The organism is Bradyrhizobium sp. 160 (genome assembly GCF_023073735.1).
In the GTDB taxonomy this organism is placed as follows: domain Bacteria; phylum Pseudomonadota; class Alphaproteobacteria; order Rhizobiales; family Xanthobacteraceae; genus Bradyrhizobium.
In genome coordinates, this window is sequence record NZ_JADPKD010000028.1 from 320,286 (window position 1) to 335,868 (window position 15,583).

Annotated in this window: 11 protein-coding genes; 7 read left to right on the forward strand and 4 right to left on the reverse strand. The window is 63.7% G+C overall.

Annotated features, from left to right (window positions below; all coding sequences use genetic code 11):
- Positions 1 to 206: 206 nt before the first annotated feature.
- The 4 genes from IVA98_RS11110 to IVA98_RS11125 all read right to left on the reverse strand — a co-directional run bounded on the left by IVA98_RS11110 (position 207) and on the right by IVA98_RS11125 (position 6,429).
- Positions 207 to 1,028: an MlaD family protein gene (locus tag IVA98_RS11110; RefSeq protein WP_247303644.1), complete on the reverse strand. Its 822-nt coding sequence runs from the start codon at positions 1,026 to 1,028 to the stop codon at positions 207 to 209.
- A 109-nt stretch (positions 1,029 to 1,137) separates the two neighbouring features.
- Positions 1,138 to 3,357 (reverse strand): acetate--CoA ligase family protein, encoded by a 2,220-nt coding sequence (locus tag IVA98_RS11115; protein ID WP_247354850.1) that lies wholly within the window; start codon positions 3,355 to 3,357, stop codon positions 1,138 to 1,140.
- A gap of 220 nt (positions 3,358 to 3,577) precedes the next feature.
- Positions 3,578 to 4,801 (reverse strand): ABC transporter substrate-binding protein, encoded by a 1,224-nt coding sequence (locus IVA98_RS11120; protein ID WP_247303642.1) that lies wholly within the window; start codon positions 4,799 to 4,801, stop codon positions 3,578 to 3,580.
- 77 nt (positions 4,802 to 4,878) lie between these two features.
- Positions 4,879 to 6,429 carry an acyl-CoA synthetase gene (locus tag IVA98_RS11125; protein ID WP_247335655.1) on the reverse strand — a complete coding sequence of 517 codons (1,551 nt, stop codon included), beginning with the start codon at positions 6,427 to 6,429 and terminating at the stop codon, positions 4,879 to 4,881.
- 262 nt (positions 6,430 to 6,691) lie between these two features.
- Here IVA98_RS11125 and IVA98_RS11130 point away from each other — a divergent pair, with 262 nt between their 5' ends.
- From IVA98_RS11130 to IVA98_RS11160, 7 genes are all read left to right on the forward strand, one after another.
- On the forward strand, positions 6,692 to 7,828 hold the full coding sequence (locus tag IVA98_RS11130; protein WP_247303640.1) for an acyl-CoA dehydrogenase family protein: 1,137 nt from the start codon (positions 6,692 to 6,694) through the stop codon (positions 7,826 to 7,828).
- 129 nt (positions 7,829 to 7,957) lie between these two features.
- Complete coding sequence (locus IVA98_RS11135) at positions 7,958 to 9,124, forward strand: acyl-CoA dehydrogenase family protein (protein ID WP_247303639.1); 1,167 nt, start codon at positions 7,958 to 7,960, stop codon at positions 9,122 to 9,124.
- A complete protein-coding gene (locus IVA98_RS11140) occupies positions 9,121 to 9,777 on the forward strand; it encodes a glutathione S-transferase family protein (protein ID WP_247303638.1) in 657 nt (218 codons plus the stop codon). Before IVA98_RS11135 ends, IVA98_RS11140 begins: the two co-directional genes overlap by 4 nt.
- Before the next feature lie 214 nt (positions 9,778 to 9,991).
- Entirely contained in the window at positions 9,992 to 10,792 is an 801-nt protein-coding gene (locus IVA98_RS11145) for an AraC family transcriptional regulator (RefSeq protein WP_247303636.1), read from the forward strand.
- 209 nt (positions 10,793 to 11,001) lie between these two features.
- Entirely contained in the window at positions 11,002 to 11,868 is an 867-nt protein-coding gene (locus tag IVA98_RS11150) for a beta-keto acid cleavage family enzyme (protein WP_247303635.1), read from the forward strand.
- 111 nt (positions 11,869 to 11,979) lie between these two features.
- Positions 11,980 to 13,596: an acyl-CoA carboxylase subunit beta gene (locus IVA98_RS11155; protein ID WP_247303633.1), complete on the forward strand. Its 1,617-nt coding sequence runs from the start codon at positions 11,980 to 11,982 to the stop codon at positions 13,594 to 13,596.
- Positions 13,593 to 15,569, forward strand: a complete 1,977-nt coding sequence (locus IVA98_RS11160) for an acetyl-CoA carboxylase biotin carboxylase subunit (protein WP_247303631.1) — start codon at positions 13,593 to 13,595, stop codon at positions 15,567 to 15,569. Before IVA98_RS11155 ends, IVA98_RS11160 begins: the two co-directional genes overlap by 4 nt.
- Positions 15,570 to 15,583 lie beyond the last annotated feature (14 nt).

Genomic DNA, 15,583 nt, shown 5'->3' on the forward strand with positions numbered 1-15,583 from the left:
AGACGCACGTCACACGATCGGCCATGAATGTAAGCGGCCTTCCATCGGGCGTGCCGCGGCTAAGTGGAAGGGTCTGGCTTGGTGGCCAACGAGCGAGCCAGTTGCTCGCGCCGGAGCGTCACGGCAACTCGCCGGGCATTCTGGCCGAGATTAGTCTTAGTCGGAGCAGCCGCGGCGACCTTCCTTCAGGAAGGATAACGAAGAGATCACCGCTTCTGCTGCTCAGGCTTGCGCGGCGGTCGCGGCGCCACGGGCGTTCCCGCCATCTTGCTGGCGGTCTCGCTGACGTCGAGCAGCGAACGGCGGATGTCCTCGAGGTAGCTTGCCGACTTCTTCTTCATGGTGTCGGCCAGCTCGTGCAGTCCCTGTATCTTCTCGAACAGCTCGTCGGCCTTGCCGTCGACGAAGCCGGGCACCACGCCCTCGATCTTCGTGACCGCCTTGTCGAAGCCCGCGAAGGCGCTGTCGACCTTCGCCATGACGGAGTCGATCTCGCCGCCCTTGCCCCTGAGATCGGCGGTGTAGTTCTCGAATGTGCGCAGGCCCTCCTTGATCGCAGGGGCGTTGCTCACGATCGTACGGTCGACGCTGTGCAGGGCATCGACGATGGACTCGGCGTCACTGAGATCGGCGGTCAGTATGGGAATGCCGTCCACGTCCAGGGGCACCGGCGGCGCGGAGGGGGCACCCCCGATCAGCGAGATCGCGGCAACGCCCGTGAGACCCTGGAACTCGATGCCTGCGACGGTGTCCTTGCGGATCGGTGCGGTGTTGTCGAGCATCACCAGCGCCACGATCCTGCCGGGACTGTCCAGCTTGATCGACAGGATCTGGCCCGCAGGCACACCGTCGAAATTGACCGGCCCGCCGCGACGCAGTCCGCTGGCGGAGCCGCCTTCGAACACCACGCGCAACTGGCTGCGACTTTGGATGGTGCGCCATTTCTGCACGCCGAGCAGGCCGCCGAACGCCACGGCGATCGCCGCCAGCGTCGCCGTTCCGATCACGAGATTGCTCGCGCGTGCCATGCAGGGACGATTTTACGGCCAAAGCGGAGAAGTTGGAAGCAGCCCGGATGCACTTTGGCCGCATGTTACGTAGGGCAGGTTAGCGAAGCGTAACCCGCTCCACCTCATCTCAATGCCCGGCCGCGCGCTTTGCCGCAGCGTTGTTCAGGACGATCAGGGCATCGACGGCCACGCCCGTCTTGGTGTTGATCAGGAACGGGTTGATGTCGATCGAGGCGATTCGGTCGCCGGCGTCTGCGATCAGGTTGGATAGGCCGACGAGCGCCTTCACTGCGGAGGTCTCGTGCAGCGTCGGCCTGCCGCGATAACCGCGCATCTTGATTCCGGCCTTGGTGCGACCGATCAGGAGCCGCGCCTCGGCCTCGTCCAGCGGCGCGCCGGCGAGTGCGACGTCCTTCATCAGCTCAATGTCGATGCCGCCAGTGCCGAACAGCACGACCGGCCCCATCTCGGCATCGAGCGAGGCGCCGACAACCAGTTCGAGTTCGGCCCTGACCTGCTGCGCGATCAGGATGCCGTCGAGCTTGGGCTTGCCCTTCAGCTTCTTCACCCGAGCCGTGATGTCGGCGAACGCCTTTTTCACCTCGGCGGCACTGTTGAGGTTCAGCACCACGCCACCGATGTCGGATTTGTGCAGGATCTCGGCGCTAACGACTTTAGCGACAACCGGGAAACCGATCTGCTTGGCGATCTTCACGGCTTCTGCCGCCGTCTGCGCAATTGCCTCCTTCGAGATCGGGATGCCGTATGCTTTCAGGAGCTTCTTGGAGGCAACCTCATCGAGCGCGGCGCCGCTCGCCGATTTCAGCATCTTCTCGAGCACGGCACGTGCGGCCGGCTTCGAGCGTGAGACGATGTCCGGCACTTCCTTGCGCAGCTTTGCGTAATCGAGCAGCGACTTGATCGCGGTCACCGCGCGGTCCATGCCCTGCATCACCGCCAGATGCGGCAGCGATTTGCGCAGCGCCTTGGTGAATTCGGTGAAGCCGATCGACATCGCGCTGATATAGATCACGGGCTTTGCGGCCCTGCTCGCCATCTCATTGACGATGCGAAGATTGCGCTCGCGCAGCTCGTGCGGCGCCTTCGGCAGCTCAGCGTCGATGATGACGACGTCGATATCGGGATCGTCGATCATCAGCTTAATCGACCTCATGTAGACGGAGGGATCGACCACGGCGGCAAACCCTGCATCGAGTGGATTGCCGACGATCGAGCCCGGGCCGAGCATCTTTGCCAGCTCCGAGCTGACATGGGGGCTCAGCGGCGCGAAATTCAAGCCCACGGCATAGAAAGCGTCGATCAACATACCGCGCTTGCCGCCGGACAAGGTGACAGCGGCGAGCCGGTCGCCTCTGGGCGCCACGGCGTGGACGAAGCACTCGGTGGTCTCGATCAACTCGTCGAGCCCACCGACCCGAATCACGCCTTCGCGGGTTGCAATGGCATCGAATGTCTCGATCGATCCGGCGAGTGCACCGGTATGCGCCATCGCCGCAGCGCGGCCACCCTCCGACGCGCCGAGCTTGAGCGCGATCACGGGCTTGCTCGCGGCGCGCGCCGCCTTGCAGGCGTCGCGGAACGCCTTGGTATTGCGCACGCCTTCGAGATAGACGACGATCACCTTGATGCTCGGGTCCTCGGCGAAATAGCGCATCAGATCCGGCGTCTCGAGCCCGGCCTCATTGCCGGTCGTCACCATGTAGCCGACGCCGACACCCCGGTCCTCCAGCGCCTGGCGGATCGCCATGACGATGGCGCCGGATTGTCCGGCGATCGCCACCGGCCCCTGCTCCATGGTGACGATACGATCGTCGATATTGGTGAAGAGCTTTTCGCCGGCACTCAAATTGCCGAGACAGTTTGGTCCCGTGACCGCAAGTCCCGTCTCGCGTACGGCTGCTTGCAATTCGGCGGCAAGCTTCTGACTCTCGTCGTCCTGCAACTCGCTGAAGCCTGAGGTGACGATGGTGGCCGAACGCGCGCCGGCCGCGGCGGCATCGCGGATCACCTGCACCGCAGAGCGTGCCGGCACCAGCACCAGGACGTGATCGGGCTGCTCGGGAAGACTGGCAAAGTCCTTGTAACAGGGGACATCCCAGATGGTGTCGCGCCTGGCGTTGACCGGATAGAGCCCGCCCTCGTAGCCGTACTTGACCAGATTGTTCCAGATGCGCTCGGCATAGTTGCCGGGCTTGTCGGTCGCGCCCACCAGCACGATGTTGCGCGGGTGCAGCATGGCATGGATGCCCTTGACCACGTCGCTGGCGTCGGGTGGGGGAGACCATCGACGGAGACAAACCGACGCAGCGGGCACCTGAGCTTCCATGGCGTGACCTCATCTGTTCTTGTTCTTGGTGGCGCGTCACGCTTTTCTATGGCGAGTTCGCCGCAGTGGCAACCATCAGAAAGGTATGCCGTATGACGGAATGGCAATCCGTCGCGGCATCGAACGGCCAACATGTGGTACCACGCTTTGAATGCATTCGCGCGAAAGATAGCGGCCCTTTCGGCCGCTATCTTGCTTGGGCATGTTGAGCTGATGCGGATTAGCCGCCCGTTTCCGCGCTGATGATATCCCCGAACAATTCCCACTGACCAGCCTTGAAGCGGATCATCTTGAGCTGCTCGATCGGCGCGAAATCGTTGGGGCCTGTGTTGACCTTGATACCCGGGATCAGCGTGTCCGGCGCAAAGCCCTTCAGGCTGGCAGCCTGCTTCATCACGTTCTCCCGGGTCAGCTCGTCCCCGCACTGCTTCAGCGTCTGGACCAGGGTCTGCGCGGCGGCGTAGCCGTAGACGAGATTGGTATCGGAGACGTTGGCGCCCGGCATGTACTTGTCGATAAAGGCCATGAACTTCTTCATGCCCTCGTCGTCCTTCCATTGCGGGTCGGACGCGTCCTTCAAATAGGTCGCAGACAGCACGCCTTCCGAAGCATCGAGGCCGGCGGGCTTCATCACCGCGCCGATCGAGATCGACACGTCCGTCATCACATGCATCGGTTTCCATTCAAGCTCGGCGATCTTCTTGATCGCCTGCGCTGCGAATTTCGGCGTCGAGATATTGACGAGGACATTGGCGCCGGTGCCCTTCAGCTTGACGATGTGGGAATCGATCGACGGCTCGGTGGTCTCGTAGCTCTCCTCCGCCACGATCAGCGAAGAGGCTTTCTCGCCGAAGATCTCCTTGATGCCGGCGACGTAGTCTTTGCCGAAATCGTCATTGGCATAGAAGATCGCGACCTTGGCATCTGGCTTCGCCTGCAAGATGTACTTAGCGAAGATCCGGGCCTCGACCCGGTAGCTCGGCTGAAAGCCCATGGTCCAGGGAAAACCCTTCGGGTCGTTCCATTTGCTGGCGCCCGTTGCAAGGAAGAGCTGCGGCACCTTCTTGGCGTTGTGATATTTCTGCACGGCGGTCTGGGTCGGGGTGCCCAGCGCGTTGAAGACCAGGAACACCTCATCGCTCTCGATCAGCTTGCGGACCTGTTCGACGGTCTTGGGCGGCGAGTAGCCGTCATCATAGGAGATCCAGTTGATCTTGCGGCCGTTGATGCCGCCCTGGTCGTTGATCATCTTGAAATAGGCTTCCTCGGTTTTGCCGATGACGCCGTAGGCGGAGGCCGGACCGGAATAGGCTTCGACATTGCCGATCTTGATCTCGGTGTCGCTGGCACCGGTGTCGTATTTCTTTTGCGCGTGGGCGCCATGTAGGGAGAGCAATGTCAGTGCCGCTGCCGCGGCGAACAGAGCGAGTTTCTTGTTTTTCATGAACAATTTCCTTGGGGTTTCTTGTGGGTTGAGCAGGCACTTCGAAAAGAAAAAAGCGCCCGCGAGGGGCGCTTCGGTCAGGCACTGGCGACTTTGTTGTCGACTTCGGAAGCCACCGAAAACTCCTTGCGCAAGGTCGGCTTGTGGATCTTGCCGGTGGCGTTGCGCGGCAGCGCATCGACGAAGCGGATCTGGCGCGGGCATTTGAAGCGCGCGAGGTTGGCCGCGCAATGTGCGAGAACCTCGGCCTCGGTCAGCTTCTGGCCCGGCTTGACCGCAACGATGGCAAGGCCCACTTCGCCCCATTGCGGATCGGGAATCCCGATCACTGCGGCCTCCGCGATGGCGTTGAGCTGATGCAGGACGTTCTCGACCTCGGCCGGATAGACGTTCTCGCCGCCGGAAATGTACATGTCCTTCCAGCGGTCGACGATGTAGTAGAAACCTTCCTCATCGACGCGTGTGGCATCGCCCGTATGCAGCCAGCCGTCCGTAAACGACGTCTTGTTTGCTTCCGGCCTGTTCCAGTAACCGGGCGTGACGTTCGGCCCCTTGACCCAGAGTTCGCCGAGCTCGCCGACATCGGCATCGCTGCCGTCGGGTCGCACGATCCGGACCTCGGTGTGCAGCACCGGCTTGCCAGCGGAGCCGGCCTTGCGCGCAGCATCCTCGCGGTCGAGCACCAGCACGGCCGGCGATGTCTCGGTCATGCCATAGCCCTGCTGAAGCGCGACGCCGCGCGCTTCCCATACTTTCAGCAGCGCCACCGGCATCGGCGCGCCGCCGACACCGCCGACGATCAGCCGGCTGAGATCGGTGGCCGCGAAGGCGGGGTGTTGAGCCATGAACTGGTAGATCGCCGGCACGCCGAAGAAGACGTTGATGCCCTGCGCGGGATCATTGATGAGAGCGAGCGCAGTGCCGGGATCGAAGGCGCGCGTGATCATCACGGTGCCGCCGGCATGCAGCACCGGATTGGTGTAGCAATTGAGACCACCGGTGTGGAACAGCGGCAGCACGGTGAGCAGCACCGAGGACGGTCCGATGCAGGCCGGGCCGCCGAGATTGACGCAATTCCAGAAAGTCATGCCATGGGTGATGGTCGCGCCCTTCGGATGTCCCGTCGTGCCCGACGTGTACATGATGGTCGAGACGTCATCGAGCGTGACTTCTTCGCCGCGGTCGAGCGGTTTGGCGGCGGCGATGCCAGCTTCATAGGACCCGCCGGGGCCGAGCAGCAGGCGGGTCGCGACACCGCAGAGCTTGGCCACGCTCAGCGCCGTCTCGGCCAGGTCGGCGTCGTGGATCATCACCTTCGGCGCGCAGTCGCCCGTGATGAACTGGAGCTCGGGAACGGTGAGGCGGGTATTCAGCGGCACGAAGATGGCGCCGAGCCGCCCGCAGGCGAACTGCACCTCAAGCGTATCGGTGGTGTTCAGCGCCAGCACCGCGACGCGGTCACCGCGCGAGACGTTGAGCGTGTCGCGCAGGAATGAGGCGAGGCGCGAGACACGGGCATCGAGCTGCGAATAGGTGAAGCGGCGCTCACTCGCGAGATCGATGACCGCCACCTTGGCGGGCGTGCGCCGGCCATGATGAGCGATCCAGTCGTAGTAACGAACGGCCAAAAATCCCTCCCTCGGCGCTCTTGCGCCGCTATGTTATTTATTGCCATGCACCAGGCCCGGCGTGGCCTTGCTGGGCCAGCCGGAGTTGTGTGCACCATATTTTTGATCCGGAGTTGGCCTGCGAGGAGCGAAAATCGTCTTGCGTCAAGTTGCTGGCGCTTGAAGAGGACCGGCCCTCTCCGGCCAGCCACTTGGCGCAAGTGAAACCAACAAAGTTCCGGCCATGCTGGCCGAGGCGAATCCGTACGAGGCGAGAGGTGCCATGAAGAGCCCGTTCTACACTGCGGAGCATGACGCCTTTCGCGATGTCATGCGCCGCTTCGTCGAGAAGGAGATCACGCCCTTCGCCCATGAATGGGACGAAGCCGGCGAATTCCCGCGCGCGCTCTATCGCAAGGCGGCCGAGATCGGGCTGTTGGGGCTCGGATTTCCCGAGGAATATGGCGGGATCGCCGCCGACCAGTTCATGAAGATCGTGGCGAGCCAGGAGCTCGCGCAGGCTGGTGCCGGCGGTGTCAGTGCCAGCCTGATGAGCCACACCATCGGCTCGCCGCCGATCGCCCGCGCGGCGCGCCCCGAGATCAGGGCGCGTGTGCTGCCGCAAATCCTCGCTGGCGAGAAGATTTCAGCGCTCGCCATCACCGAGCCGGGCGGCGGCTCCGATGTCGCGAACCTGCGCACCCGGGCGCGGCGCGACGGCGATCACTACGTTGTGAGCGGGGAGAAGACCTTCATCACCTCAGGGATGCGTGCGGATTATCTGACCGTTGCGGTGCGTACCGGTGGCGAGGGCGCCGGCGGCGTCAGCCTGCTGCTGATCGAGGGCAACAGGCCCGGCCTATCGCGCACGAAGCTGCAGAAGATGGGCTGGTGGGCTTCCGACACCGCGACGTTGCATTTCGACGAATGCCGCGTGCCCGCCGAAAATCTGATCGGCGAGGAAGGTCAGGGCTTCAAGATCATCATGCAGAACTTCAACAGCGAACGCATGGGCATGGCCGCGAGCTGCACCGCCTTCGCCCGGGTCTGCCTGGATGAGGCGATTGCCTATGCCAAGGAGCGCAAGACCTTCGGCAAGCCGCTCGCCCAGCATCAGGTGATTCGCCACAAGATCGTCGACATGGCGCAGAAGGTCGCCGCCTCCCAGGCGATGCTGGAGATGCTGGCTTGGCGGCTCGAGCAGGGCGAAAGCCCGGTCGCCGAAATCTGCATGATGAAGAATCAGGCGACGCAAACCATGGCCTTCTGCGCTTCGGAAGCGGTGCAGATTTTCGGCGGCGCCGGCTTCATGCGCGGCATCAAGGCCGAGCGCATCTACCGCGAGGTCAAGGTCAATGCCATTGGCGGCGGCACCGAGGAGATCATGAAGGATCTGGCATCGAGGCAGATGGGGTTGTGATTGAGGCTGTCATTCCGGGGCGCAGAGTGCAGCGAAGCGAGCCCGGATTCCATCGGGCGCCGAATACCAGAGGGGAATGGATTCCGGCCTCATCGCTCCGCGATGTCCCGGAATGACGAAGGGAAAGACATGCTGTTCACTGCCGACCACGACGACATCCGCCGGTCCTTGCAGAAATTCATCGCCAATGAGATCAACCCTCATGTCGATGAATGGGAGAAGGCCGACATCTTTCCGGCGCATGAGCTGTTCAAGAAGATGGGCAGCCTCGGCTTTCTCGGATTGAACAAGCCCGTGGAGTTCGGCGGCTCAGGTCTCGATTACTCCTATGCGCTGATGATGGCAGAGGAGCTCGGGGCCATCACTTGCGGCGGCGTCCCGATGGCGATCGGCGTGCAGACCGACATGGCGACGCCGGCGCTGGCGCGGTTCGGCTCGGACGAGGTGCGGCGCGAGTTTCTGGCGCCGTCGATTTCGGGGGACTATGTCGCCTGCATCGGCGTCTCCGAGCCCGGCGCAGGATCGGACGTCGCCTCGATCAAGACCAATGCACGCTCGGATGGCGATGATTACGTCATCAATGGCGGCAAGATGTGGATTACCAACGGCACGCAAGCCGATTGGATCTGCCTGCTGGCCAATACGGGCGAGGGGCCCGTCCATCGCAACAAGTCGCTGATCTGCGTGCCCATGAAGAGCAAGGGCGTCACAATCGCGCGAAAACTCGACAAAATGGGCATGCGCTCGTCAGACACCGCGCAGATTTTCTTCGACGATGTCCGCGTGCCCAAGCGCAACCGGATCGGTGAGGAGGGCAAAGGCTTCACCTACCAAATGATCCAGTTTCAGGAGGAGCGGCTCTGGGGCGCGGCGGCCTGCCTGAAGGCGCATGAATACATCATCGATCAGACCATCGAATACACTCGCAACCGCAAGGCGTTCGGCAAGTCGATCCTCGACAATCAGGTCGTGCACTTCAAGCTCGCGGAGATGCAGACCGAGGTCGAGCTGCTGCGCGCGTTGATCTATCGGGCCGCCGAGCAGCTGGTCGCCGGCGAGGACGTCACCAGGCTCGCCACGATGGCCAAGCTGAAGGCCGGGCGACTCGGCCGTGAGCTCACCGATGCCTGCTTGCAATATTGGGGCGGAATGGGCTTTACCAACGAGACGCCGGTCAGCCGCGCCTATCGCGACAGCCGTCTGACCTCGATCGGCGGCGGTGCCGACGAGGTCATGCTGATGGTCCTCTGCAAGATGATGGGCACGTTGCCCGGCAGTAAAGGAAATGCGTCATGATCACGCTCTACCACTGCGAGGCCGCGCGCTCGTTCCGCCCGCTCTGGATGCTGGAGGAGATGGGGCTGCCCTATGAATTGAAGATGCTGCCGTTCCCGCCGCGGGTGTTCGCGAAGGATTATCTCGGCGTCAATCCGCTCGGCACGATCCCCTTCCTGATCGACGGCGAGACGCGGATGACCGAATCCTCCGGCATCTGCCACTATCTCGGCATGAAATATGGTCCGACGCCGCTGATGGTCGGCCCCGAAGATTCCGCCTATGGCGCGTTCCTGAATTGGATGTATTTCAGCGATGCCACGCTGACCTTCCCGCAAACGCTGGTGCTCCGATACACCCAGCTCGAGCCGGAGGAGCGCCGCAATCCGCAGGTCGCCGGAGATTATGCGAAATGGTTCCTGGGGCGCTTGCGCGCCGTTGAGGCAGCCACCGCAAATGCCGAAACCTTGTGCGCCGGCCGCTTCACAGCCGCTGACATTGTCATTGGTTATGCGCTCCGCCTTGCCGACAATATTGGGCTGGCCAGGGATTTCGGGCCAAATGTCGCAGCCTATTGGGCGCGCCTGCAGCAACGCGACGGCTTCAAGCGCGTAGTTGCTGCGGAACAGAGGGCAGGCGTCGAGCAGAACGTCGCACCGCGGGTGCGGGCGTAAGCTTCAGCCCGTCATTCCGTGGCGGTGCGCAGCATCGAGCTACGGCGCATCGTTGCGCATCTGACAATCTCGAGGTTCCGGGTTGGTCCTGCGGACGGCCCCGGAATGACCGGCTGTGTCTTTTGACAGCGCTATCCTATCGTGACAGCGCCCAAATTTCCGCTAAGGTGACCTCCGTCCGCAGCGGCCAGAGAGCCGCGCGAGGAGGACCCCAATGGAAGATACAGGTCGCGAATCCGACCATTTGATGCTGATCACGCCGGAACGGGTGTTCTATGCCGGCCTACTCGGCCGCCCCCGCAAGCGGACCCCGGGCTGCTGCCATGTCTATGTCGCGGTGAAGGGCAGCCTGCATCTGACCATCGATGACGTCCACACGTCCGACGAATTGATCGTGACCCTGCCCAACCAGCGGCACACCATCGCCAGCGATTATCGCAGCGTGATCAGCGTGACGTTGGAGCCGGAGAGCATGCCGGATGGCGTGATCGAGGCCTTGGCCGAGCGGCTGCGGGGACCGGACAAGACTGCCTATGCCCGGAAGATCCTCGCCGCCTACGCGCTACTTCGCCAGCGCCGCTACGGCGACATCACCACCGCCGAGTTCGACGAGATGTGTTTTGGCGAGGCGCTGCCGCGCCGCCTGCTCGATCCGCGCGTGATGCGCGCGGTCGCGCGCATCGAGCGCTTCTCCGGCGAGCCGGTCACGGCCGATACTTGCGCAGCCGAAGCGGGATTGTCCGCCTCGCGCTTCCTGCACCTGTTCAAGGAAGAGACCGGCATCTCGTTCCGGTCCTTCCGCGCCTGGAAGCGTGCGCGGCATCTCTTGCACTACGCCAACCAGGACCTCAACCTCGCCCATCTCGCGCAGGACATCGGCTATCCCGATTCCACCCACTTCAGCCACTCGATACGCCGCTTCTACGGCCTGAAGCCGCGCGCGATCTTCGTCGGCTCACGCGATCTTGCGATCTATCGCAGCACCGAGACGGTGCGGATGGCCGAGGCGAGTTAGCACCCCTCTCGTAGGGTGGGAAGGCGCAACGCGCCGTGCCCACCACTGTCCCGGATCGCGATGGAAGAGGTGGGCACGCTTCGTTTTGCCACCCTACGAAGCTCGTCGTTTTCCAGCTTCTCCGCGCAAGAAGCCGCATGCCGCGCGTCACATGATCGCAAGCGTTGAATTCTCAACGTGCGAGACATCCAAGTCATGAGCGTCAAGGCATGAGCGACAAGGCCGTCATCACCTGCGCGCTGAACGGCGTGCTGACCGACCCGAAGCAGCACAACGTGCCTGTGACGCCCGAAGAGATGGCGCGCGAGGCCAAGGCTGCGTTCGACGCCGGCGCGTCCATCATGCACATTCATCTGCGCCAGCAGGCGCCGAACAAGGGCCACTTGCCGTCCTGGGAGGTGAGCGTCAGCAAGGAGATCCAGCAAGCGATTCGCGAGGCCTGCCCCGGCGTGATCATCAACCACACCTCGGGCGTGTCAGGGCCGAACTACTCAGGCGCGCTCGATTGCATTCGTGAGACGAAGCCGGAGATCGCGGCCTGCAACGCCGGCTCGCTGAACTATCTGAAGGTCAAGGCCGACAACAGCTGGGCCTGGCCGCCGATGATGTTCGACAACGCGGTCGAGAAGGTGAAGGACTATCTCGATGTCATGAACGCGGTCGGCACCATCCCCGAGTTCGAATGCTTCGACGTCGGCATCGTCCGCTGCGTCGGCATGTACCACCAGGTTGGCATGTACAAGGGGCCGCTCGAATATAACTTCGTGATGGGCGTCGCCTCAGGCATGCCGTCTGATCCCGAGCTGTTGCCGATCCTGCTCAAGCTGAAGCGGCCCGAAGCGCATTGGCAGGTCACGGCCATCGGCCGCGAGGAGATCTGGCCGCTGCACCAGCGTTGCGCTGAGCTCGGCGGCCATCTACGCACCGGTCTCGAAGACACCTTTTATCTCGCTGACGGCAAGAAGGTGACGTCGAACGGTCAGCTGATCGAAGCCGTCGCTGCCTGTGCCCGGCGTGCCGGCCGCGAGATCGCAAGCCCCGCCGAGGCGCGGAAGATCTTTGGGACGAAGCGCTGAACGTCGGTCCGGGGCGCGCGAAGCGCGAACCATGGTGCCCGATTGCGCATCTGAGAACCTCGAGATTCCGGGTTCGATGCTTCGCATCGCCCCGGAATGACGGAGTAAACTGTGTCCATTCTCGAAAACACCATTTCCCCCGGTAGCGCAGCCTACCACGCCAACCGCCACGGCATGCTTGCGCTGATCGACCGCATGCGCGCGCTGGAAGAGCGTACGCGGGCGGCGTCGGCGGCAGCGAAAGATCGCTTCCACAAGCGCGGCCAGCTTCTGCCGCGCGAGCGCGTGGCGCTGGTACTCGATCCCGGCGCGCCGTTCATCGAGCTGTCGACGCTCGCCGGCTACAGGTTCGACGTGCCGGATCCGGACAAGAGCGTGCCCGGCGGAGGCGTCATTGCCGGGATCGGCTTTGTCTCGGGCGTCCGCTGCATGGTCAGTGCCAACGACGCCGGCATCGATGCCGGTGCGCTGCAACCTTACGGACTCGACAAGACGCTGCGGGTGCAGGAACTCGCGCTGGAGAACAAGCTGCCTTACGTCCAGCTCGTCGAAAGCGCCGGCGCCAATCTGTTGCGCTACCGCGTCGAGGATTTCGTGCGCGGCGGCAACATCTTTCGCAATCTCGCGCGGCTCTCGGCAGCGGGATTGCCCGTCGTCACCGTGACGCACGGCTCGTCCACCGCCGGCGGTGCCTATCAGACCGGCCTCTCCGACTACATCGTCATGGTCCGCGGTCGCACCCGCGCCTTTCTCGCCGGGCCGCCGCTATTGAAAGCCGCGACGGGCGAGATCGCGACCGAAGAGGAGCTTGGCGGCGCCGAGATGCACACGCAGGTGTCCGGCCTCGGTGACTATCTCGCCGAGGACGATCGCGACGCACTTCGCATCGCACGCGAAATCATGGCGGCGCTGCAATGGGACCGGCCGGGCAAAGCGGCTCTGCAGTTCAAGCCACCGCGCTACGACCAGGACGAGCTCCTCGGCATCATGCCGATGGACCACAAGCGCTCCGTGGACATGAAACAGGTGATCGCGCGCATCGTCGATGATTCCGATTTCACCGAGATGGCGCCGAATTATGGTCCGGCCACGGTCTGCGGCCATGCCCGCATCGAGGGTCAGGCCATCGGCATCATCACCAACAACGGTCCGCTCGATCCCGCCGGCGCCAACAAAGCGACGCATTTCATCCAAGCCTGCTGCCAGACTAGCACGCCGCTGCTCTATCTGAACAACACCACCGGCTACATGGTCGGCAAGGCTTACGAAGAGGCCGGCATGATCAAGCACGGCTCGAAGATGATCCAGGCCGTGACCTCGGCGACGGTGCCGCAGATCACCCTCTATTGTGGCGCCTCGTTCGGCGCCGGTAATTACGGCATGTGCGGCCGCGGTTTCCATCCGCGCTTCTGCTTCTCCTGGCCGAATGCCAAGACCGCCGTGATGGGCGGCGAGCAGGCTGCAGAAACCATGGCGATCGTGACCGAAGCGGCTGCCGCACGCCGCGGCAGACCGGTCGAGAAGGACAAGCTCGAGGCCATGAAGGCTGAGATCATCGGCGTGTTCGACGGTCAGATGGACGTGTTCTCGACCAGCGCGCGCGTCCTCGACGACGGCGTGATCGATCCGCGCGACACCCGCGCGGTGCTCTCCGAAGTGTTGGCCATCTGTGGCGAGGGTGATGCACGCACACCCCAGCGCATGCAATTCTCCGTGGCCCGCCCATGAGGAACGGATCAGTGCAGCACCGGCCGTTCTTCAAGGTCCTGATTGCCAACCGCGGCGAGATCGCGCTGCGCGTGATGCGCAGCGCGCGGCACCTCGGCCTTGGCGTCGTCGCGGTCTATTCGGATGCCGATAGCGACGCCCTCCATGTGCGCCAAGCCGATCAAGCCGTGCGCATCGGCGAGGCGCTGCCGGCGCAATCCTATCTCAACATCCCCGCGATCATCGCCGCCGCCAAGGCGAGCGGCGCGGACGCTGTCCATCCCGGTTACGGCTTCCTCGCCGAGAACGAGGCGTTTGCGCGCGCTTGCAAGGATGCCGGCCTCGTCTTCATCGGCCCGTCGCCGCAGGCGATCGAGGCGATGGGCAACAAGGCGGGCGCCAAGGACATCATGAAGAAGGCCGGCGTGCCCGTCGTGCCCGGCTATCAGGGGGCAGACCAGAGCGACGAGGTGATGCTGTCGGAAGCCACAAGGATCGGCTTTCCCGTGATGATCAAGGCGGTCGCCGGCGGCGGCGGACGTGGCATGCGGCTCGTGACCGATGCAGCATCCTTTCCCGATGCGCTGCGCAGCGCGCGATCGGAGGCCAAGGCGGCGTTCGGCGATCCCACGGTCATCCTCGAACGGGCCATCCAGAACCCCCGCCATATCGAAATCCAGGTGTTCGGCGACAGCCACGGCAACGCCATCCATCTCGGCGAGCGCGATTGCTCGGTGCAGCGGCGGCACCAAAAGCTGATAGAGGAGGCGCCGTCGCCCGCCGTGACGCCGGAGCTGCGCGCGAAAATGGGCGAGGTCGCCGTCGCTGCCGTGAAGGCGCTGCGCTACGAGGGCGCCGGCACGTTGGAATTTTTGCTCGATCAAAGCGGCGAGTTCTACTTCATGGAGATGAACACGCGGCTCCAGGTCGAGCATCCCGTGACCGAGGCGATCACCGGGTTCGATCTCGTCGAGCTGCAGCTGCGCGTTGCGCGCGGCGAGCCGTTGCCGGTGAAGCAGCAGGATATCCGCTTCGAAGGCCACGCCATCGAGGTGCGGCTGTGCTCGGAAGATGCCGCACACGATTTCATGCCGCAGTCTGGCCGCATGGCGCGCTGGCAGGTGCCGGAAGGTATCCGCGTCGAGCATGCGCTGCAATCAGGCACGGAGATCCCGCCGTTCTACGATTCCATGATCGCCAAGATGATCAGCCATGGCACGACGCGCGAGGAGGCGAGGGGCCGGTTGATCGTCGCCCTCGAGCAGCTCACGGCATTCGGCGTGACCACCAATCAGGCGTTCCTGATGTCCTGCCTGCGTCATCCTGGCTTTGCCCGGGGCGGGGCCACCACCGCCTTCATCGGCTCGCACCGCGATGAACTGTTTGCGCCACGGACGGCCGCCGCATTTGATACGGCGCTGGCCGGGCTGCTGCTCTACGTCACGAACCCGTGCGCGCCGTCATGGCGAACTGGACGGAGCCTTGCGGCAACGTTTCCGCTGCCGGCAAAAGTCGAGATCTCAGGCCAAACGCATGAGCTCGAAATCACGCGGGAGCGCGACGGGCGCTACGCCGTCGCAACGAATGGTCGGCAAGACCGATTCGAAATCGACCAGCTCGATCCCGACGCCATCCGCTTCCGCCACGACGGCGTGATTGACAGCGCCAAATTCCTGCGCGATGGCGACCGGCTCTACGTCCAGCGCCGCGGCATCCCTCTCGCGGTCGTCGATCTTACCCTGGCCGCGCCGAAGGCTGCCGCGAGCAATGGCGGTGACGGCAAGGTCCGCGCAGCCCTGAATGGCCGCGTCGTCGCCGTCCTCGTCAAGCCGGGCGATCGCGTCACCGCGGATCAGCCGGTGCTTATGCTGGAAGCGATGAAGATGGAGCACGTTCACAAGGCCGGCATCGACGGCGTCGTCGCAGCGATCGATGTCGCCGAGGGCGAGCAGGTGACAACTGGGAAGATCATGGCTGAGATCGGGCCGGGATAGCGGCGGCAAACTAA